This is a genomic window from Streptomyces sp. NPDC050528, from assembly GCF_044457795.1.
Lineage (GTDB): Bacteria > Actinomycetota > Actinomycetes > Streptomycetales > Streptomycetaceae > Streptomyces.
In genome coordinates, this window is record NZ_JBITHH010000001.1 from 1,355,528 (window position 1) to 1,377,102 (window position 21,575).

A 21,575-nucleotide genomic window follows, 5' to 3' on the forward strand; every position below is an offset into this window, starting at 1 on the left:
TCGAGCTGCTTGAGTTACTGACAAGCGACTTTCCAGGCGCCCCGGGCCGACAGGTCCGGGGCGCCTGTTGTTTTCCCGGATCTGGCGGCCCGGGGTACCGCGTCCGTACCCGACAAGGAGCCCCGCATGACCACCACCACTCCCGAGCAGACGATCACCGACGCCCGTGCCCGCATCGACGCCCTCGACGACCGGATCATCGGGCTCATCCAGGAACGGGTCGCCGTGTCCGCCGTCGTGCAGGAGACGCGGATCTCGTCCGGCGGACGACGGGTGAGCCTGACCCGGGAGAACGAGATCCTGCGGCACTACAGTGACGCGCTCGGCAAGCCCGGTACCTCCCTGGCCATGACGTTGCTCGAACTGTCCCGGGGTCGTATCTGAGTTCGGGCCCGCTCTCACCCGTACGGCGCGTGACCGCCTCGCGAACCGCTTCGTTGGGGGTGGTGTCCGCGCCAGCCAGGGGCGGGCCCGAAAGAACCACGCGTGGCTCGGCTGGGGCGATGAGACGTACGGATCGTGCCGTGCGTCGTGGGACCTCGCTCCAGGGTCGTGACCGGACGGCAGGGGACAGCAGCCCGGTCACCCAAGAGAACGGTCGGCTCCGGGGACGCCCGGGGCCGCCCGGCGGAAATTGCAAAAATGCACAAAGCCGGATCGAACGGTTGCGGAGGCCGCGTCCATCCAGCACGATGCGTAGAGGGCCCTGAGGCTTCCCCCAGCCCCAAGTCCCCATGCAGACAACCGCTTTGCAGTGCACTGTCCCCCTGGCAACACCCTGCCAAAGGTCGAGACCAAGCGTGCGCCCCGTGTGCGCCGGGGCGCCGACCCAGGGCACTTGAGACAAGCGGCGCAACCCCCCGGCGCCGCTCCCAGGCACCGGCGCTGCCCTGACGTCGGTGCTGACGGAGAAGGGCCCCGCGGCTCCGTCCCGCGGGGCCCTTCGCTTGCCCCCGGCCGGTCTCAACTGCCCGCCGGCGTACGGCCGTCAGGTGCGTGACACCGTCCCGCACGTCTCGCCCTTGCCGCCCTCGCCGCCCTCGTCAATGTCCTTGCTCCGGTCGTACGGGTCCGTCGTCGGGCCGGTCGGTGCCGCTCCCGTGGGCTCCGCCGAGGGGAAGTCCGGGTGGAAGTAGCCGTCGTAGACCTGGCAGGCGGTGTTGCCGAAGTCCGCGTCGTAGTTGGCGACGCTGAGCCGGCCGGAGGTGACCTGGTAGTGGGCGGGGTCGAGGAGTTCGAGGTCGAGCACGCGGCGGACGATGGTGCGGGTGACCTCGGTGGAACCGTCGGTGCGGACGACCGGGTAGACGAAGGTGTAGTCCGCGTGGATCGCGACCCCGGAGTGCTTGCCCTCCTTGAACGTGATCCGGCCGCGGGTCTTCACGACGTCGCCGACGAGCCGTACCTGCTGGGGGTCGAAGCGGCTGAACATCAGCAGCGGGTCGTGGTCCTTGGCCGGGGTGCTCAGGGACGTGTTCAGCCGGGTGACCATGTCCGGCTGCTTCGGGTCCAGGACCGCGAGCGCGGCGGCCGGGCGCGCGCCGGCGAGCGTCTTCGGGGCGAGGTTGGCGTCGACGAGGAACGTCTCGGCCTGTTTCAGGGCGAGTTGGACCCGGTCCTTGGAGAACGCGCCCACCGCCTTCGCCTTCGGCAGGACGATGCCGGCCGTGCCGTCGGCCCAGTTCAGCGCGGGTGAACCGGCGAACGGCCGGTCCAGGGTGGGGGTTTCGGGGTCGACGGCGGAGGGCGCGGCGGTCGGGGCGGCGGTCTCCGGCGCGAGCGGGGAGGCCACGGCGGCGTCGGGGCCGGCCTTGTCGCCCTTGTGGAAGGGGTCGCCCGGGATGAGCGACGGCTTCATCGCGACCACGACGACGGCTATCGCGAGCGGGACACCGAGAACGGCCCACACGCGACGCCTGCGCCGGGCCGTGCCGTTCATCTCCTGCCAGGCGGGACCGGTCCGCCAGCCCTCGGGTTCCTGGCGCTTGCCCTTCTTGCCCTTGCCCTTCGCCTTGCTGTCGTTCTGCTTCAGCCGCTCGGTCACCTCACGGGCGCGGGCGGACGGTTCCTTCGGGGCGGACGCACGGATCTCGCGCTCCGTGTCACGGGCGAACTGTTCCCAGACATCGTCGGGGATCTCCGGGATCGAGGACGGTTCCTCGGCAGGCTTGTCAGACACGTCCCCAAGTTCTAGACGTTCCGAAAGCCCGTTCACAAGGAGAACTTGGGTGTGACACAGCCCACATAAAAATCCCGTGAGGATGGGCACAACCGTTCTCACGTTTCCCGGGTCTCACCTGCATAACCAAGGGTCACACCCGCGCCCCACACGCGGAGCCCTCCGCCCAGGGTGCTGCACTGCCGCAGCACACCGGACTTCTTGAGGACTTCATGAAGCTTCGCCGTGCCATGGCCGCGGCGGCCGCGACGGCCGTCATCGTTCCGCTCGCCCTGCTGTCCGCGCCGGCGGCGTTCGCGGACGGCGACGCCCCGGACACGTCGTCCAGCACCCCGGCGGCCGACGACAGCACCCCTGCCGCGAGCGACAGCACCCCGGCGGCCGACGACAGCACGCCCGCCGCGGCGGACAGCACCCCGGCCGCGAGTGACAGCACGCCCGCCGCGAGCGACAGCACCCCGGCCGCGAGTGACAGCACGCCCGCCGCGAGCGACAGCACCCCGGCCTCGACGGGCACCCCGACCGGGAGCTCCTCGCCCACCGTCTCCGCGTCGCCGACCACGCCCGCCGACGACTTCGACCCGTACACGGACTGCAAGACGTTCGACCTGGACGAGAAGCTCACCGCCTCGATCACCGGGCTGCCGAACAAGATCGTCGCCGGTTCCGGCTGGCACACCTTCAAGTTCGTGGTGAAGAACGCCTCGGACAAGGACCTCAGCAACGTCTGGATCAACGCGCTCACCGAGTACAGCGACGACACCGACGACGCGTCCTCACTGCTGGAGGGCCTGGCCGAGATCCAGCTGAAGCAGGACGGCAAGTGGACCGACTCCTACCAGGAGACCGTCGGTTCCGGGAGCGACTCGGTCAAGCTGACCGGGAGCATCGTCGCGGTCCTTCCCACCCTGGAGAAGAAGACCTCGACCACGCTCGACCTCCGCGTGCTGATCAAGTCCACGGCCCCCGCGGGCGCGTCGTTCGCGCTGAGCCAGGCGGTGTACGCGGGCAAGGGCGACTCCTGCTACGGCAACGGCGACTACTACGACCTCACCGTGCTCGCCGCGGGCAGCAGCACCGGTGACGTCGGCGACGCCAAGCCGAACGGCAAGAAGCCCAAGGGCACCGACGAGGACCTGAAGCCGCAGGGCGCGGTCAACGAGGCCACCGGCAACCTCGCCGAGACCGGCTCCAGTTCCGCACTCCCGGTCATCGGCCTCGTGGGTGGTGCCGCGGTCGTCGCGGGTGCCGCCGCGGTGGTCATGGTGCGCCGGCGCAAGACCGGAGAGAGCGCGTAACACGTAGCTCACCGCACAAAGAAGGACCTGCGCTCGGAGGGGGGCGCAGGTCCTTCTGTCTGTCCCGGCCACTATTTCAAGTACCGCAAGTACCGCAAGTACCGCAAGTACCGCAAGTACCGCTTGTCTCCTACGACTTCGGCGGCACCGTCGGCATCTCCAGGAACGGCAGCCTCAGTGCGCCGAACGCGCCCTCGGGGACGGCAGGTTGACGCGGTTCCACCGGCTTCAGGCGTTCGTACGACAGCCCTTGCTCCGGGCGCGGGTCCGGCTCGCCCTTGTTGGGCCAGTACGACATCGCGCGCTCGGCCTGCGCGGTGATGGTGAGGGACGGGTTGACGCCGAGGTTCGCGGAGACCGCCGAACCGTCGACGACCGAGATCCCGGCATGGCCGTAGAGGCGGTGGTACGGGTCGATCACACCGGTCTCGCGGGAGGCGCCGATGGGGCAGCCGCCGAGGAAGTGGGCGGTGAGCGGAGTGCCCATGAGTTCACCGACGTTGGAGCCCGCGAAGCCGTTGATCTCGGCGGCGATCGCGGCCGCGCCCTCCGAAGCGGCCCTGATCTGCTTGGGGTTGGGGGCGCCATGGCCCTGACGTGCCGTCAACAGCCCCTTCCCCACGCCGTCTTGTTTCAGGTACGTCGTCAGGGAGTTGTCCAGCGACTGCATCACCAGGCCGATGATGGTCCGCTCCGACCAACGCCGGTTGGAGAGCGAACGCAGGACCAGGAGCGGGTGCCTGGCCGCGTTCGCCAGCCATCCCAGCGCCCTCGACGAGCCCTCCGCGTACGGGACTTGGAGGATGGAGAGGCCGCCCATCGAGTTGGAGCCCTTGCCGTAGCGGACCGGTTCGATGTGAGTGTTCTCGTCGGGGTGGATCGAGGACGTGATGGCGACCCCGCGCGTGAAGTCGACCTGCCGGGTGCCGGTCGCCTTGCGGTAACGCCGGTTGTTCGTCTGCGCGCCGACCAGCGCCTCGGAGTTGGTGCGGGTCAGCTCGCCCAACTTCTCGGAGAGGTAAGGCAGTTGGCCACCTGCCTTCATGCGGTGCAGGAGGGTCTGGGTGCCGTAGGTGCCGGCGGCGAGGACGACTCGGCGGGCCTTGAAGGTACGGCCCTCCGATGTGCGGCGCGCGTCGGTCGGCAGGGTGGCTATCGCGTAGCCGCCCTGCGAGTCGTCCGTCACCGATACGACCGTCGTCATCGGGTGGACCTTCGCGCCCGCCCTCTCGGCGAGGTAGAGGTAGTTCTCGTTCAGGGTGTTCTTGGCGCCGTGCCGGCAGCCGGTCATGCACTCGCCGCACTCGGTGCAGGCCTTGCGGGTCGGGCCCGCGCCGCCGAAGTACGGGTCGGCGGCCTGTTCCCCCGGGCGTGCCTTCGTTGTTCCCTCGGCGTCCTTGCCGTCGCCGAAGAAGACGCCGACGGGGGCCATGTGGAAGGTGTCTCCTACGCCCATGCGCTGGGCGGCGGCCTTCAGGTGGACGTCCGACGGGGTCATCGTCGGGTTGAGGCGTACGCCGAGCATGCGGCGGGCCTGGTCGTAGTACGGGGCCAACTCCTCTTCCCAGTCGGTGATGTCGCGCCACTGGGGGTCCTCGAAGAACGGCTTCGGCGGGACGTAGAGGGTGTTCGCGTAGTTCAGGGAGCCGCCGCCGACGCCTGCACCGGCGAGGACCATGACGTTGCCGAGGAGGTGGATGCGTTGGATGCCGTACATGTTGAGCTTGGGGGCCCAGAGGTAGTTCTTTAGGTCCCAGGAGTTTTTGGGGAGCGTTGACGGGGTGAAGCGGCGGCCTGCTTCCAACACGCCGACGCTGTAGCCCTTTTCGGTTAGGCGTAGGGCAGTCACCGAGCCGCCGAAGCCTGAGCCGACGACTATGACGTCGTAGTCGTAGGTTTCCTGGGGCACGGGTTCTCCTCGTTGAGTTTCGCGTGCGGGTGCGTTGTGGCTGAGCGCGCAGTTCCCCGCGCCCCTAAAAGCAAAAGCACCTACCTGAGCCGGAATGCCTTCATCACCCGGAGGCTCCTGCTCATGAACTGCGCATACGCCTCGTCGGTCATCCCCAGCGAAGGAGCCATCGGCAACAACCGCTGCTGGGCGATGGTTTGGGCCTCGGTGTACTTGAGGATGCCCTCGGAGCCGTGGCGGCGGCCGAGGCCGGAGTCCTTCATGCCGCCCATCGGGGACTGGACGCTGCCGTAGGCGGAGGCGTAGCCCTCGTTGACGTTGACCGTGCCGGTGTGGAGGCGGGCGGCGATGGCTCGGCCGCGGGTGGCGCTCTTCGTCCAGACGGAGGAATTGAGGCCGTACGGCGTGGAGTTGGCCTCCTCGACCACCTCGTCCTCCGTCTTGAAGCGGTAGACGGAGACGACCGGGCCGAAGGTCTCCTCGGCGCAGACGGCCATGGGGGCCTCGACGCCGTCGAGGATGGTGGGTTCGAAGAAGTAGGGGCCGATGTCCGGACGGGCCACCCCGCCCGCCAGCACCTTCGCGCCCTTGGCCACCGCCTCGTCCACGTGGCGGGTGACCGACTCCAACTGCCGTTCCCCCGCGAGCGATCCCATGTCCGCGCCGTACGCGAGGGACGTGCCGAGGCGCATCGCCTTCGTGCGGGCGGCGAAGCGTTCCAGGAAGGTGTCGGCGATCGACTCGTGGACGTACAACCGCTCGATGGAGACGCAGAGTTGGCCGGCGGAGGAGAAGCAGGCGCGGACCGCGCCCGCCGCCGCCTTCTCGATGTCGGCGTCCTCCAGGACCACCATGGCGTTCTTTCCGCCGAGTTCGAGGGAGACGCCGATCAGGCGGGCGGCGGCGGCCTGTGCGACCTCGCGGCCCGTGCGGGTGGAACCGGTGAAGGAGACGTAGTCCGCGTGCTTGACGACCTCGGGGCCGACAACCGGGCCCTCGCCGAGGACGACCTGGAAGACGTCGGCCGGCAGGCCCGCCTCGATGAGGAGGTCGCGGGCCCAGAGGGCGGTCAGGCAGGTCTCGGTGTCGGGCTTCATGACGACCGCGTTGCCCGCCGCGAAAGCCGGGAGCGCGTCGCCTACGGAGAGTTCGAAGGGGTAGTTCCAGGGGGCGATCTGCCCAACTACCCCGCGCGGGTGCCGGAGTTCGGTGACCTTGGTGAGGGTCGGGACCGCGCCGGTGTGCCGCTTCGGCTTGAGGTAGGCGGGGGCCTTGCGGCCGTAGTGGCGGGCCGCGACGGCGACGGCCTGCACCTCCTCGTGCGCGTGCAGCCGCGCCTTGCCGGTCTCCAGCTGGATCAGGTCGAGGACCTCGGCCTGGCGGGCCAGCACCAGGTCGTGGAAGCGGAGCAGGACCGCCGCGCGCTGCCGTACCGGCGTCTGCGCCCACAGGGCCTGCGCGGCGCGGGCCGCGGCGAAGGCCTTCGTCACGTCCTCGGGCGTGGACTCGGGCAGATCCGCCAGCTTCTCGCCGGTGAACGGCGAGTGATTGGCGGTCCGGCCGGAGCCGACCACACCCTTCGTGAGCTGGGCGACCAGCTCCGGGGTGACCACATCGGCGGCGGTCCGCGCGCCCGTGGGGGCCGGCGCGAGGGGGTTCGTGCCGGTCGTCGTTTCCGTACCGGTCTTTTCCGGGGCCTGCGAGTCCGTCATGTGCGGCAGGGTATGCCGCGAGGGGAGGTTTGGGTACCCGTCGGTAATCGGGATTCACCCAGTGCTCACATCACGCCAGCGATCACTGGCAACGAACGCCCTGATCAGGGCGTTGTACGGCGATGATCACCCCGAATCGCCACCGGACCGCCGCCGGATCACTTTTCCGTGAGGGTGAGCCGGGCGCGGGCGCCCTTGAAGAGCGCGGTGCCCTTCTTCTCCACCGGGGTGCCCTTGGGCATGTCCACGCGCAGTTCGTACATACGGCCGGCCGCGGTGCGGATGATCAGGGCCATCGCGCGGGTGGGGACGCCGGACTCTTCGTAGGTGGTGTCGGCCAGGATCGCGTCCTTGTTTCCTCGGAAGCTGGTGCGCGTGTAGTGCGGGTCGGACGTGGCTTCGGCCCAGGACCGGGCCTCGGCGAGGGGCGTGCCGGCGGCCTCGTCCCATTCGGTGAGGCGGACGCGGAGGGCGCCGGTGCCGTAGGTGACGGTACGGCTGCCGGATGCCGCCCGCGCCTGGAGCAGCCGGTACTGGGGCGGGAGGGAGAGGACCGCGTCCATGCCCTCTCGCCGGTGAGCGGTCCAGGAGTCCTTGTCGAGGACGCCCTCGACGACGGTGCCGAAGACCAGACCCGCCACGAGGAGCACCCCGAGCGTGATGAGAAGCGTGCGGCGCGAACGGGGGCGTCGGGGGCGGGACTTGGGGTCGGGTGCGGGTACGGGTACGGGTTCAGGCTCCGGCTCCGGCTCCGCTACGACCGCTGCAGCCCCAGGCGCCTTCTCGGGCTCCTCCCCAGGCACCTCACCGCGCGGAACCGTGACGACCGCCGGCTCCGGTACGTCCTTCCCCTCGACCACCGCGTCCAGTGCCGCGCCGACCTCCTCCGCCCCCGGCCGCCCCTCCGGCTCCCGCTCCAACATCCGCAGGATCAACGGCCCGAGAGGCCCCGCGCGGCTCGGCTCGGGCGGATCACCGGCGAGGATCGCGCCGAGGGTGGACTCAACAGTCGTACGGCGAAAGGGAGATGCCCCTTCTACGGCCGCGTACAGCAGGACGCCCAGGGACCACAGGTCGGAGGCCGGGCCCGCGCCCGTGCCCGACATGCGCTCGGGGGCGATGAATTCGAGCGATCCCACGAACTCCCCGCTGGCGGTGAGGGATTCCTCGCCCTGGATGTGCGCGATGCCGAAGTCGGTGAGGACGACACGGTCATGTGGGCCCAGGAGGACGTTGGCGGGCTTCACGTCCCGGTGCACGATCCCTACGGAGTGCGCGGCGCACAGCGCGCCGAGGACGGCGCGGCCGATGCGGGCGGCGTCAGTGGGAGTGAGGGGGCCGCGTCCAAGCAGCTCGTGTAGGGACTCGCCGCGCACCAACTCCATGACGATCCACGGGAGTTCCTCCTCGATGACCACATCGTGGATGGCTACGGCCGAGGGATGGTCAACCCGGGCGGCGGCGCGGGCCTCGCGGTAGAGCCGGTGGGCGGCGCGCTGGAACTCCTCGTCCTCCGGGTCGCCGGGCAACCGCGGCTGCTTGACGGCGACTTCGCGGTCCACGAGTTCGTCGAACGCCCGCCACACGGTGCCCATGCCGCCGGAGCCGATCCGTTCGAGCAGCCGGTAGCGACCGCCGACCAGACGTCCGTCGCGCACCTGTTCGCCGACTTCGCTCATGCCCCATCAGTACCGCGCCGGATACGGCCTTGTCGACGCGCGTCCTACTTCCCGAGCGTCAGCGTGTCGCCCACCCGCCGCACCTCCGCGACCCCGGTACCGCCGAAGTGCGCCGGGATCACCAACTCCCCCTCGTCCGCCGCCCGTTCGAGCACGCGCCGCCGACTCCTCGCGGCCTGCCGGGGATCGAGGCAGAAGCAACTGCTGCACTCCGGATGCGGAATCTGGACCGGGCTGTGCAGCAAGTCCCCCACGAATACGGCCCGTTCACCGCCGGAGGCGACCCGGAGCACGGATGAACCTGGAGTGTGCCCGGGTGCGGACTCCAACGTCAGGTGCTCGTCGACGCGGTGCGTGCCGTCCCACAGGGTCACCAACCCGGCGCGGTGCACAGGCGCGATGCTGTCCTCGTAGATCAGGCGGTCGTCGGGGCGTACCGCACCGCCGTAGTTGTTCTCCGGCCCGAAGTGGAAGTCGTCGGCGGCGGGGAGGAGGTAGCGCGCGTTCGGGAACAGCGGCACCCAACTCCCGCCCACGTCATGGGTGTTCCAGCCGACGTGGTCGCCGTGGATGTGGGTGTTGACGACGACGTCGACCTCCTCCGGCCGTACGCCGGCCCGCGCCAGCCGCCCCGGGAGGTCGCCCTGGCTCAGGTGGAACAGCGGATTGCCGGGCCGCTCCCGCCCGTTGCCGACCCCGGTGTCCACGAGCACGGTGCGCCCGGCGCTGCGCACCACCCACGTCTGGAGCGCCACGACCGCGCGGTCGCTGTCGGGGTCCCAGTGGTCGGGGGCGAGCGTCTCGCGGTGTTCCTGCCAGACGCCGGGCGGCAGGTCCGGGACGAGGGTGCGGGCGGGGGCGTAGGGGCGTGCCCACTCGACGACGCGGACGACTTCGACGTCACCGATCATGAAGGTCTTTGCGTTGTCCTCGGTCATGAAAGCGAGCCTAGGAGGACGGTGTGAGCGTCTCAATGCGTGAATGACTCACTTCGATGCGCGAACGACTCACCGCTGCCCACCCTGACGTAACCTGCCCGTATGGACGTGGTGAGCGACGCGATCTCCGCCGTACGGACCGGGCGGCCCTCCTCCAACCGGCTTCGGGTGGGCGGGAGTTGGTGCACGCGGCTCGCGCCGTACGAGGGTGCCGGGTTCCATGTCGTGCTCGCGGGTGGCTGCTGGCTGGTGCCCGAGACGGGCGGTGAGCCGGTGACGCTGGGCGCCGGAGACGTCGTACTGCTGCCGCACGGGGCGGGGCATGTGCTGGCGGACTCGCCCGGGGACATCTCGCGTGCGGTGCCGTTCGAGGAGATGCGGCGGCCGGACGGGCGCGGTGACGGCGACGGGCGTGCGGTCGAGTTGCTGTGCGGGAAGTACCGGCTCGACCGGAGCCGTACGCATCCGCTGATGGCGGAGCTGCCGGAGGTGGTCCATCTGCCGAACCGGGTCGGCCGTCATCCCGAACTGCGGTCGGCCGTAGAGCTGTTGGCGAACGAGCTCGACGAACGGCGGCCGGGGGCCTGCCTGGCGTTGCCGAGTCTGCTGGATCTGCTGCTGATTTACATGGTGCGGGCGTGGATGTCCGAGGCGGAGACGGGGAGTTGGCCGTCCGTGCTGAGCGATCCGGTGACCACGGCCGCGCTACGGGCCCTGCACTCGGACCCGGCCGCCCCCTGGACCAACGACCGGCTGGCCGCGGCGGCAGGTGTGTCCCGGGCGACGCTGGCGCGCCGGTTCACCGCGCTGGTGGGGCGGGCGCCGATGGCGTATCTGACCTGGTGGCGGCTGACGTTGGCGGCGACGCGGCTGCGGGACACGGACGCCTCGTTGGCGGCGGTGGCGCGGGAGGCGGGGTACGGCAGCCCGTATGCGCTGTCGCACGCGTTCAGCCGGGAGTTCGGGGTGACGCCGGGCAAGTACCGTGTATCAGCGGGGAGTTCGTAGCTAATCGCCCTCGCTGTCAGGACCGTCGTCGTACTCCTCCGCGAGCCGCAGCCCGAGGTCGGACTCCCACTCCAGGGCCCACTGCCTCAACTCAGCGGTCTCCGCCGCGTCGAGCCCGTGCGCCGCGAACTCCTCGTCGCTCACCCAGACGACGCTCTCCAGCCGGTCGCGCAGACCGAAGAGGTCGAAGTCCGGGCCGTCGGCCCCGAGCGTCAGCTGCTCCAACTCGATGACGGAGTAGTGGCGGTGGGCCGCGCGCACGTCGATCACGTCCTGCGGCAGACCGCGGTCACCGAGCGCGCGCATGCTCGCGAGCGCCAGGTCGGCCTGCTCCGTCGTGTTCTCCTGCCGCGACCGCACCGCCACCTCCTCCGGCTTCCCGAGCCCGGTCAGTCGTCCGTGCCGCCCAGTCTCAGAGCGGCGAGCCGCGTCCGCTCCAGCACTCCGGCGTAGGTGTGGACCTCGTCGATCTCACCGGCCAGGTAGTCCGTCCCCCCGTCCGCCGTGACGCTCCGGCCGACCTGGAGGTCGCCGGTGGGCGTCCAGGTGTCCTGGCCGGCGACGCTCGCCGTGTCCGCGGCGTAGTCGTAGTCCACGTAGAGCCGCAGCTGGTCGGTCCGCTCGTCGTAGACCACCGCGAGGAACTCGTCCTCTCCCCACCCGTACGGTGCGACGGGCGCGCTGACCGTCGTGGTCGGCGCACCGGCGCTGTCCTCGTGGGCGACCACGGCCTCCCAGGACCTGGACGCGGCGACATAGCGCAGGGTGAACAGGTCGGTGTGCGCGCCGGGTTGGGACAGGACCGTCATGTCGTGCGTGGCCGTGTCCTCGTCGAGGCGCACGTGGGCCGTCACCGAGAAGCCCGCGTCGGACGGGCGTACCGCGTCCGGTGTCGTGGCGTAGTCGCCGTCACCGTCCAGAAGCATGTTGCCGGAGCCCACCATGGGGTACGGCGCCGGGGTGCAGTCGGGGTTCACGTCGCAGTCGTCGGTGCCCGTGTAGATCGACGCGTCGCCGGCCAGCGTGAGCGGGTCGCCGCCCGCGAACTCGGGGCTCTTGCCGCCGGGCGCCGTCTCCAGGTCCCAGTAGCCCTGGCGCTGCGGGGTGCGCGTGGCCGCGGCCGTGATCTCCTCGGGGACGAACACCCGGTCCCAGACGTCCACTTGGGCGAGGAGGCCGTGCCAGTGGGCGGTGGTCGTGTCGCTGCCCGCGCCGAGCCGCAGGGTGCCCGTGCCGCCGGTCGCGACCGTGTTCTCGGCGGTGCCGACGAGGTCTCCGTCGACGTAGAACCGGGCCGTGTGCTGCTCGGCGTCGTACACGCCGACGAGGTGGGCCCACTCGCCCGCTTCCGGGGAGCCGCCGGTGACGCGTGCGGTGCCGCCGTCCTCGGTGGGCAGCGCGAAGGACCAACTCGGGGCGCCCGTCGTCGAGTTCGTCGCCGTGCCCAGGGAGAAGCCCGCCTGGCTCACGGCGGTCATGTCGGTGTCGAGCGCGTCCGGCCGGACCCACGCGGCGACCGAGAAGATCTTCGCCGTGTCCACGGCCGAGTCGAGCGTCGCGTACGCCTCGTCCGTGCCGTCGAAGCGGGCGGCGGAGGCGATGCCCGTCCCGGTGGGGCCCTGCGCGTCGGGGGTGACACCGGTGCCGGTGTCCGCGCCGGAGTCGTGCTGCGGGTCCCAGTGGGAGACCGCCGCGCGGCCCGAACCGACCCGGACGAAGTAGGTCGTCCTGGCGCTGACGTGGCCCGCGGCGTCGATCGCCTGGGCGTAGAGATAGGTGGCCCCGTTCGTCTGCGGCAGCCAGCGGAAGGAGACCGGGGCGCCGGGCTCGGCCGCGGTGAGGGTCTGCGGAAGGGCGCCCATCCACTCGTAGCGGTACGACACCACGTCGTCGGACGCCGAGTCGATGACGAACGTGCCGTAACTGCCGGTCCCGTCATGCTCGTTCGAGTCGTCGGGATACTCCTGCGACGAGACGACCGGCGCCTGCGGCGCTTCGGTGTCGTCGGCGGCGGTCGCAACTCCCGTCATGGCGGCCGCGGTCAGTGCCACCGCGGCACATGTCACCCCGGTGCGTCTCCAATTGGACGTCCTCACGATCAAGCCCCTCCCAAGATCCGGTAAAGAGGAGGATGACCTTAACTGCCGCCACTGACAACGCATTTGTGCGCCGCCGCACCGGCACCGCTCACAGGCTGTCGACGTCCAGGTTCGCGATCGCCGCCTTCGCGACCTCGCGGCCGCGGGCCGTGAAGTCGCCCTTGCCGGGGTAGCTGATCGTGAGGCGGTACATGTTGCCGGAGGTGGTCTTGTAGTAGAGGACCTGCACCTCCCAGGGAAGGGGGTCCTGGCTGTCCTCGGTGTCGTAGGCGATCGTGTTCGTGGCGGCGGGCCTGCCCCGATAGGTACCGGTGGGTTTCGGTCTGGTCTTCCCGCCCTTCGCCATGTCGAGTTCGGAGCTGCCGCTCTCCTTGAAGTCTCCGTTGTCGTCGTACATCTGGGCGGCGGCCGAGTCCTTGATCTCGTTGAGGGTGTCCTCGGACTTCCGGTCGAGGAGCAGGCCGATCTGGATGGTCCCGCTCAGGTCCGTGTACGTGACCCAGTGCCCCTTGTCGGTCTTACGGTCGGGCACATCGCGCGTGTACTTGGCGGGAACCGCGAGCGTCGCCGCCACGTCCGTCTCGTGGTGCTTCTTCCAACCCTGCGGGAGTGTCCGCGCGTCGGCGAACGGGTTCGCGACCAGCAGATACGCCGTCACCGCCGCCGCGACGACCAGCGCGCCGAGCCCGAACCACGTCTTACGGCCCGGCCGAAGTCCCCTTGCCGCACCGGGTCGTTCGACGTACCGCACCTCCTGCGTGGGCACCGGCGCCGGCGGGTTGGCCACCGATTCCAGTGCGGCGCGCACCTGGGCCGCGTTCGGGCGGCTCGCCGCGTCCTTGGCGAGGAGGGCGGTGATGAGGTCGGCGAGCGGGCCCGGGGCCGAAGTCGGCGGCGCGGGCGCGGCGTTGAGGACCGACTGGAGGGTGGCGGGGGTGTTGCTGCGGCGAAACGGCGAGACGCCCTCCGTCGCCGCGTACAGGACCACGCCGAGGGACCACAGGTCGGAGGCGGGACCGGGACGCTGGCCCAACACCCGTTCCGGGGCGATGTATTCGGGCGAACCGACGAAACCGCCGGTGTCCGTCAGATTCGTCTCGCCCTCGATCTGCGCGATGCCGAAGTCGGTCAGCACGACCCGGTCGTGGCGGCCCAGCAGGACGTTGTCCGGTTTCACGTCCCGGTGCAGGACGCCCGCCGCGTGTGCCGCTTCCAGCGCGCCCAGCACCTGGAGGCCGATGCGGGCCGCGTCCCGCGCGTCGAGTGTGCCCTCCTGCAACGCGTCGCCCAGCGAGCGGCCGGTCACCAGCTCCATCACGATCCACGGCTGACCGTCGACGACGGCCACATCGTGCACGTTTACGACAGCCGGGTGGTCGAGCCGTGCCGCCGCGCGCGCTTCGCGGCGCATGCGCTCGAAGGCGTTGGAACGTTCGCGTTCGGGAAGATGGTCCGGGACGCGCGGCTCTTTCACGGCGACCTCGCGGTCCACCGTCTCGTCCTGGGCGCGCCACACCGTGCCCATACCGCCGTGCCCAAGCTTGCCGAGCAACCGGTACCGGCCGGCTATGAGGCGTCCGGTGCCGGGTTCCGGCTGAGGGGCGGACTGAGCGTCGGGAGGTGAACTGGGCGTCGCGTACGGGTTGTTCGGGTGCGGCACCGGCGTCGGCACGGCCATGCGCGGGTTCGGCGGTTGCAGGGCGAAACTCGTCGGCTCGTCGGCTCCGTGTCTGGCTCCCCCGTTGCTGCTCATGCGTCCATCCATATCGCGCCAGACGCCGCCGTATCCACCTCTGATGCTTTCCGGTCACAGACCCGTGACCGAGGGCGCGGCTTATCTCCCGTTACGTGCGTACGGCTTCCTGCATGGCTTCACGTACGGGCGAACGTGTCCAGCGCGACGTCGAAGTACTCCTTCGCCTCCCGCACCTTCCCGACCGGCGCCGACACCCACACGTCGTACATCCGGCCGTTCTCCTCCCAGCACATGTCGTACGTGTGCCGGGGCCCCTCCGCCGTGCTGAAGCCGTTCCAGCTGAACTCCCAGAGCGCGGCGGGGTGTCCGTAGTGCGTGGTGTCGGTGACCTTGCCGTCGTGGTAACCGGGGTTCGTGGACGCCCCGTTGGCCGCCGCGCTCTTCATCACCCCGAGCGGGCCGCCCTGTTCGGGGTCGGACATCTTGATGCCGAGCCGGAAGGTCTCCCCCGGCGACATGTAGAAGATGCGCTCACCCTGCGGTACGCGTACGAAGTCCTCCGGTACGGCGAGGGAGAAGCCGTCGGGGTCGTGGGCGATGCGGTAACCGGAGGGCGCGGTAGGGGTGTTGGGCGTTTCGGCGCTCGCGGAGGGTGTGGGCGACGATGACGACGTACCGGCACTCGTGGACGTCAACGGCGCCGAACTCACCGGCGAGGCACTCCCGTTGCCCCCTCCCCCGTCGTCCCCGCGCATCAACAGCGCCGCCGCCGACACCCCGGCCCCCGCCATCGCCGCGACCAGCAACGCGGCCACGAGCACCCCGCGCGTGGAACGCCGAGGGGGCTGCTCGGCCGTAGAGGAAGTAGAGGAAGGGGTCGGCGGGGACGGCGATGGTGAGGGGGCGGGCGAGGACGAGGACGAGGGCTCCAAGTCCCGGCGCGGAACGTCCCGTTGAGTCGGCGTGTACCCGGGCGTCGGCTTCGCCGTGTGGCCGGATGTCGCCTTCGGATGGCGCCCCGTCGTCGCCTTCGGCGTGCGTCCGGTGTCCAGGAAGGCCCGCAGCATCCGTTCCGCCTCGGCCGCCTCCAGCCGCCGTTCCGGATCGCGTTCGAGGAGTCCTCGTACGACGGGCAGCAGCGGCCGGGCCTGTTCGGGCGGGCGGATCTCGTCGATGACGACCGCGTGCAGGATGCCGCCCAACGAGTCGCGGTGGAACGGGGATTCACCGCTCAGCGCCGTGCAGAGCAGCGCGCCCAACGACCACAGGTCGGACGCGGGACCGGTCCGCACGCCCGACATCCGCTCCGGCGCGGTGTACTCGGGCGAGCCGACGAACGCGCCGCTCTCGGTGAGGGTCGTAGCACCCGCGACCTGCGCGATACCGAAGTCGGTCAGGACGACCCGCTCGGGGTCGGCGTCGTCGGTGGCCGTCTGGAGCAGGACGTTGGCCGGTTTGATGTCCCGGTGCAGGACGCCCGCCGCGTGGGCCGTGCGCAGCGCGCCGAGGAGGGCGATGCCGATGCGTGCGGCCTCGGCGGCGTCGACGGGACCACGGCCGGAGATCCGCTCGGCGAGCGAGCCGCCGTCGATCAACTCCATGACGATGTACGGCCGTTCGTCCTGCTCGACGACGTCGTGGACGACGATGATGTGCGGGTGGCGCAGTTGCGCGACGGCCCGCGCCTCGCGCAGGGTGCGGTCGCGCTGCTGGCGGGACTCCTCCTCGGAGAGGGAGTCGTCCTGGGCGATCTCCTTCACCGCGACCTGACGGCCCAGGAGTTGGTCGGTCGCGCGCCACACGACGCCCATGCCGCCGCGCCCGAGCCGCTGCTCCAGTCGGTAACGCCCGGCGATCACCCGGGCGTTGTCCCCCTCGGTCCCCATGCGCACCATCATGACGCAACCGGAAGCGGTCAGCCCGAGTTGGGGCTCCAGCTCTGCAGGACCGTCTTGAACTGCGCGCTCGTCGTGGCCCAGTCGGCGGCCGGGGACGACATGTAGATCGCGAACTCGATGCCGTCGCGGGACATGTACGTCTCCTCGATGGCGCGCCGGGGTCCCGGGAAGGGGGTGTCCTTGGCCAGCGCGGTCCAGGTGTAGTCCCACAGGGAACCCGGACGGTCGCGGTAGGTGTTCGCCTCCAGGGTCACCCGCTGGTAGTCGACCAGCTTCTGGAGCTGCACTTCCAGGTCCAGCTGGTGGGCGTTCGCGGTGGGGAAGTCCGGTGAGGCGTCGATGGCTATGCGGACGAAGTGCTTGCCGTTGTCGGGCGTGTAGTCGACCTGCTTGATGCCGTCGGCGTCGCCGTAGACCTTCCGCGCCCAGCCCTTGGGGAGGGAGACGGCGAAGCCCCAAGGGTCGTGGTAGACCTGCCAGTTGGCGGGAAGGGAACCCTGCGCCGGGGACGGCGTGGCGTCGACTCCCGTGGGGCTCTGCGAGACGGAGGCGGACGGGCTGCCGCCCTGCTCGTCGTCCTGGTGCCACTTCTGCAGCCCCAGCGCCGCACCGCCGCCGACGAGCGCGGCGACGACGACCACCAGCGCGACCGAACGGAGCCGACGCCGCTTCGACGGGGCCACGGCATGGCCGCCGGCCGTACTGGCGACGAGCGGCGCCTGATGGGTCGTCGGCCCGGTGGCCGACGGGTACGGGGTGGCGCCCCCGGCCGCCGACGGATACGGCGTCGCACCCGAACCCGAGCTGAAGTCCTCCGCGAACCCGCCCTGCCGCGAGCCCACTTGCTGCGTCGGCAGCCACTCCTCCGCCGCCCGGGGCCGCCGCCCCTCGGCCGCCTCGGCGAGCAGCTGCTCGGCCTGGTCGGCGTCGGGCCGTAGCGCGGGATCCTTGTTCAGCAGCGCGGCGATGACGGGGCCGAGCGCACCGGCGTAGCGCAGTTCGCCGGCGTCCTCCTCGACGACGGCCTGCATGGTGGAGAGCGGCGAGGTACGACGGAAGGGCGAGCGGCCCTCGACCGCCGTGTAGAGCGTGGCGCCCAGCGCCCACAGGTCGGAGGACGGCCCGGGGTCGGCGCCGCGGACGCGCTCGGGGGCGAGGTAGTCGACGGAGCCTACGACCTCTCCCGTGCGGGTGATGGTGGAGTCGCCCTCGATCTGCGCGATGCCGAAGTCGGTGAGCAGCACCCGCCCGTCCTGCCCGAGCAGTACGTTGCCGGGCTTGACGTCACGGTGCAGGACGCCGGCGGCGTGCGCGGCGCGCAGGGCGCGCACGACCCACACGCCGATGCGCGCGGCCTCGGCCGGTTCGAGCCGGCCCTTCTCCTTGACCTCGTCGGCAAGGGAGTTGCCCTCGACGAGCTCCATGACGATCCACGGGCGGCCGTCGTGTTCGAGTACGTCGTGCACGGTGACGACGGCGGAGTGGTTGATCCGCGCGGCGGCGCGCGCCTCGGCGCGGGTGCGCGCCAGCAGCCTCGGCTGGTCGCTCTCGGACACATAGAGCGCGGCCGTCAACTCCTTGATGGCGACGGTCCGGTGCAACACCTCGTCGTGCGCGCGCCACACCCGGCCCATACCGCCGCTGCCGATCGACTCGGCGAGCCGATAGCGCCCCGCGAGGAGCAGGCCCTGCATCTGATTCACGTTTCCCCGCAATGCTCTTGACAGGCTCAGCGTAAGGACAGGCCCTCGTCCAGGGAACCGGCGGGGTACCACGGAGACCGCACTGTGACGGTTGTCGCTTCTGGGCCCGAACGGGAACCAACACGCCTCGGCGCGCCGCCTCCGCAGGTCACCCGGTGTACTGATAGGTCGACGACGCCTGCTCGTACAGCCGTGTCACTTCGTCGCGTTGAGCCTCCGGGCCGCGTACCTGCACGATGTGGTACCGGCCGTCGATGAGGAACGCCATGTTGCGCACGAAGAGGTCGCCGCCCTGTGTGTCCGTCCAGGTGAACTGCCCCTCGGCCATGGTCTTTCCGCCCACCGTGATGGTCCGCAGCCCGGTCGCGGTGGCCCAACTGGAGTTGCGGTACGGCTGCAACTCGCTCTCGCTGTCCCGCTGATAGACCATCGGATCGCTGCCGTACTTCGTGGCGCTGTCCCGCCCGGCCACGACGATCAGCTCGAAGTCGCCGTGGGAGTAGACGATTTGGCCGCTCCCGTTCTTGGGCGTACGGGTCCACCCCTTGGCCACGGCGACCTGGAACCCTTCGGGGTCCTTGCGCAGCACGAACCCATCGGCGACGTTCGAGCCGGTCTGCGTGTCGGTCGAACTGGCCGCATTGGACGGGGTGTTGTGGGCACTGGGCGAAGTCTGATCGGGCTGCGGCTGACTGCTGGCCCCGGCCGACGACTGCGTGGGCGCGGGACTGACCTCCCCGGCGGCCCCGGTCCGATCCCCTTGCCCCGCCCCCGCGTTCTCCCCGGACTTGGGCATGAAGAGCATGGCGTACGCGATGGCACCGGCGAGCAACAGGAAGATGAGAATCACCAGGGTCCGGCCAAGCCGTCTCGGCGACCCACCAACCTCCTCCTTGGCCCGCTTGTGCCGCCCGTGCGGACTGGTCGCGGGCAGCCCGGCCCGCCGCCTGCGCACCAACTCGCCCCGCCTGCGCACGATCGGCAGCCGCCGGGGGTCGGTCGGCGGGGTCGCGACAACGTAGGTACCCGCCTCGGGCTCGGGCGCCGAACGAACCAACGACCGCAGCCAGCCCCGCAGTTCCTCGAAGTCGAGCCGCTCGGTGGGGTCCTGCCGCAACAGCGACTCCACGACCGGCCGCAGCGGCCCGCACTCCTCCGCAAAGGCGGGCGGCTCCGCACACACGAGCTGCACCAGCTCGGCGGTCGCCTCCTCGGGATACGGCGCATGCCCTTGCACGGCCCGGAAGAGCAACGCCCCCAGCGCCCACAGGTCGGTGGCGGGCCCGATCGGCGCGGCCAACTGCCAGTTCTCATGCACCGGTACGGCCTGCTCGGGCGCCCAGCGCTCGGTGACGGGACCGACGACTGTCATCCGCACCTGGCGTGCGCGCTCGGCGGCGAGCGCGGTGGCGGGGCCTCGGCGAGCGGGGGCACCGGCGGAGGCCAGTTCGTCCCAACGGGCGGGAGGGTGGGGGGAGTTGTCGGGGGTGGGGCTGGGGGCCGCGGTGGGCGTAGCGGGGCCGGGGAGGCGGGGGTTGCCGGTGGGGGGTATGGCGGGCTGACCGGTGGCGGGGGTCAGGGCGCCGTAGGTGGAGGTGTCTGTGGCCTGGGGTGCGGTGTCCTGGGCGTAGGCGGAGGGGGCCGCGCCGTGGGGACGAGGGGTGCCGCCGTGGGGCGGGGTGGCTGGGCCGTGGGGCGGGGTGGCTGGGCCGTGAGGGTGAGCGTCTCCGCCGCCGTAGGTCGCGGGGTTCGCGCCGTAGGGGCGGGTGTCGGCGCCGTAGGCCGGGGCGTTTCCGCCGTAGGGGCGGGCGTCTCCGCCGGGGGTCGAGGGGTCCGGTTCCGGGGCGTACGCCGAGGGGTCCGCGCCGTGCGGGCGGGGGGCGGCACCGTAAGCCGGGGCGCCCGCGCCGTGCGGACGGGCCTCGCTGCCGTGAGCCGGGGCACCCGCACCCGGGAACGTGCCTGTTCCTTCGGGGGACGGTGTACCGGTGGTGCCCTGCTGCGGAGGGTGCGGTCGGTCGGCCTGGGGTGACGGGGCGCCGGGGCGCGGGGCGGCGCCGTGCCAGGCGGTGGTGTTGCGGACGCCGTAGGGGTCGGCTATCTGGCCCGGGGGTGTGGTGGTGGTCGGGTGTTCCACGCCGTTGCCGCCGGCGTACGGGAGTTGGGCCGCGCCGGTGGCCTGGGTGCCCTCCGCGGTGGGCCGGGCGCCGGGCAGCGCGGGGCGTCCCGGCTGCTGGGCCTCCTGCACCCGGGCGGCGGCTCGCGCGCCCGCCCGGTACGCGGCGATCGCTCCGGCCCGCGCGGCCCGGACGTCACCGCCGACTTCCGCGTCCCGGCGGGCCAGCGCGGCGGAGGACGGGATCGCGCCACCGGCCTCCACACCGACTCCGGGCAGCCCTCCGGCAGCCCGCGCCTCGATCGCGGCCCGCCGAGCGGCCTCGGGGTCCACAGCACCGGGGCCTACGGCGGCGGCACCCGTGCCGGTTCCGCCACGCGCGCCGCCGAAGCCGATCGCCCCGCCACCGCCGGTTCCGCCACCCCTGGAGTCACCGGGGACCGCAGGGACCGTAGAGCCGCTGGGAGCGAGGGAGCCGGCGGCCTGAACCGGCGCGCCTGCGGGAAGTGTCGAGCCTGCGGGGAGTCTGGAGCCTCCCTGGGTCCTGAAGGCCGCCGGAGCCCTGGAACCCGCGGGTACCGGTGCCGCGCCGCCGGGTCCCGTTCGCGCTCCGCCGTCCTCGCCGTCCTGGGGCGGCACCGGGTCGTAGCCGCACAGTGCCTCCTCGGCCGCGCCGACCGCGAGGCCGGTCAGCATCACGCGGCCGTCGTCGCAGACGAGCACCGTGCGGGCGGTGATGTTCCGGTGGACCCAGCCGTGCGCGTGCAGGACCCGGAGTGCCATCAGCACGTCGGAGGCGACCTCGGCCGCCCGGTACGGCGACAACGGCTTCTCGACGAGCAGCGCGGACAACGGCTGGGCGGACACCAGTTCGCTCACTATCCACAGCGAACCGCCCTCGGCGAACACGTCGAAGACCTGGTCCAGCCGGGGATGGTCGGGGATCCGCGCCGCGGCCTGCGCGGCCTCGACCGCACGCCGTACCGCCGGATCGGTGGGCCGCCGGGTGGCGGTCCGCGCCGCGGTCGGCCGGCGCGCCCCGCGGTCGCGCGCCGTGAACCCGTCGGGCAGCCCGTCCTCGCCGAGCACCTCCGCCTCGACGACCTCGGGCAACGGCACCTGGCGTACCAGGACTTCCTGCCCGCTGTAGGTGTCGAAGGCCTGGGACTCGGTGAGTTCGTACTCGTCGGAGGGCGGCAGCGGCAGGCGGTAGCGGTCGGCGAGCACCCGACCCGCATAGTCGTCCACGTTGCCTCCCCCGGCCGCCCGGTTGGTCAATTCCGTTCGCCTTGCGGCCCGTTCCGCCCGTATACGTGGATGCGTACGGTCCGCAACCACTC

At 71.3% G+C, this 21,575-nt stretch carries 14 protein-coding genes; 3 read left to right on the plus strand and 11 right to left on the minus strand.

Going from position 1 to position 21,575, the window contains the following annotated elements; translation table 11 throughout:
• Positions 1-126: 126 nt before the first annotated feature.
• The gene (locus ACIBK4_RS06285; RefSeq protein ID WP_366431114.1) at positions 127-384 is read left to right on the plus strand and encodes a chorismate mutase; all 258 of its coding nucleotides are present in this window, start codon (positions 127-129) and stop codon (positions 382-384) included.
• A 604-nt stretch (positions 385-988) separates the two neighbouring features.
• On the opposite strand, the gene ACIBK4_RS06290 is transcribed toward ACIBK4_RS06285, so the two are convergent.
• The gene (locus ACIBK4_RS06290) at positions 989-2,179 is read right to left on the minus strand and encodes a hypothetical protein (RefSeq protein ID WP_398992590.1); all 1,191 of its coding nucleotides are present in this window, start codon (positions 2,177-2,179) and stop codon (positions 989-991) included.
• A gap of 212 nt (positions 2,180-2,391) precedes the next feature.
• Between ACIBK4_RS06290 and ACIBK4_RS06295 the strand changes: the two genes are divergently transcribed.
• Positions 2,392-3,477: an LAETG motif-containing sortase-dependent surface protein gene (locus ACIBK4_RS06295; protein WP_398992592.1), complete on the plus strand. Its 1,086-nt coding sequence runs from the start codon at positions 2,392-2,394 to the stop codon at positions 3,475-3,477.
• Between the two features lie 130 nt (positions 3,478-3,607).
• On the opposite strand, the gene ACIBK4_RS06300 is transcribed toward ACIBK4_RS06295, so the two are convergent.
• The 4 genes from ACIBK4_RS06300 to ACIBK4_RS06315 all read right to left on the minus strand — a co-directional run bounded on the left by ACIBK4_RS06300 (position 3,608) and on the right by ACIBK4_RS06315 (position 9,715).
• Positions 3,608-5,386 carry a GMC oxidoreductase gene (locus ACIBK4_RS06300; RefSeq protein WP_398992594.1) on the minus strand — a complete coding sequence of 593 codons (1,779 nt, stop codon included), beginning with the start codon at positions 5,384-5,386 and terminating at the stop codon, positions 3,608-3,610.
• Between the two features lie 80 nt (positions 5,387-5,466).
• Complete coding sequence (locus ACIBK4_RS06305) at positions 5,467-7,098, minus strand: succinic semialdehyde dehydrogenase (protein ID WP_398992596.1); 1,632 nt, start codon at positions 7,096-7,098, stop codon at positions 5,467-5,469.
• Between the two features lie 158 nt (positions 7,099-7,256).
• Positions 7,257-8,777, minus strand: a complete 1,521-nt coding sequence (locus ACIBK4_RS06310) for a serine/threonine-protein kinase (RefSeq protein ID WP_398992598.1) — start codon at positions 8,775-8,777, stop codon at positions 7,257-7,259.
• A gap of 44 nt (positions 8,778-8,821) precedes the next feature.
• Positions 8,822-9,715: an MBL fold metallo-hydrolase gene (locus ACIBK4_RS06315; RefSeq protein WP_398992600.1), complete on the minus strand. Its 894-nt coding sequence runs from the start codon at positions 9,713-9,715 to the stop codon at positions 8,822-8,824.
• A gap of 102 nt (positions 9,716-9,817) precedes the next feature.
• Here ACIBK4_RS06315 and ACIBK4_RS06320 point away from each other — a divergent pair, with 102 nt between their 5' ends.
• A complete protein-coding gene (locus tag ACIBK4_RS06320) occupies positions 9,818-10,723 on the plus strand; it encodes an AraC family transcriptional regulator (RefSeq protein ID WP_398992602.1) in 906 nt (301 codons plus the stop codon).
• Here the strand turns inward: ACIBK4_RS06320 and ACIBK4_RS06325 are convergent, their stop codons facing one another.
• The 6 genes from ACIBK4_RS06325 to ACIBK4_RS06350 form a co-directional block, all read right to left on the minus strand.
• Entirely contained in the window at positions 10,724-11,083 is a 360-nt protein-coding gene (locus ACIBK4_RS06325) for a hypothetical protein (protein ID WP_398992604.1), read from the minus strand. It abuts the gene before it with no gap.
• Positions 11,084-11,112: 29 nt separating this feature from the next.
• Positions 11,113-12,774: a LamG domain-containing protein gene (locus ACIBK4_RS06330; protein WP_398992606.1), complete on the minus strand. Its 1,662-nt coding sequence runs from the start codon at positions 12,772-12,774 to the stop codon at positions 11,113-11,115.
• Positions 12,775-12,910: 136 nt separating this feature from the next.
• Positions 12,911-14,575: a serine/threonine-protein kinase gene (locus ACIBK4_RS06335; protein ID WP_398992608.1), complete on the minus strand. Its 1,665-nt coding sequence runs from the start codon at positions 14,573-14,575 to the stop codon at positions 12,911-12,913.
• Positions 14,576-14,694: 119 nt separating this feature from the next.
• Positions 14,695-16,404, minus strand: coding sequence for a serine/threonine-protein kinase (locus ACIBK4_RS06340; protein WP_398992610.1), 1,710 nt, complete (start codon positions 16,402-16,404; stop codon positions 14,695-14,697).
• 29 nt (positions 16,405-16,433) lie between these two features.
• Positions 16,434-18,110, minus strand: coding sequence for a serine/threonine-protein kinase (locus ACIBK4_RS06345; RefSeq protein WP_398992988.1), 1,677 nt, complete (start codon positions 18,108-18,110; stop codon positions 16,434-16,436).
• A gap of 157 nt (positions 18,111-18,267) precedes the next feature.
• Positions 18,268-21,483 carry a protein kinase gene (locus ACIBK4_RS06350; RefSeq protein ID WP_398992612.1) on the minus strand — a complete coding sequence of 1,072 codons (3,216 nt, stop codon included), beginning with the start codon at positions 21,481-21,483 and terminating at the stop codon, positions 18,268-18,270.
• Positions 21,484-21,575 lie beyond the last annotated feature (92 nt).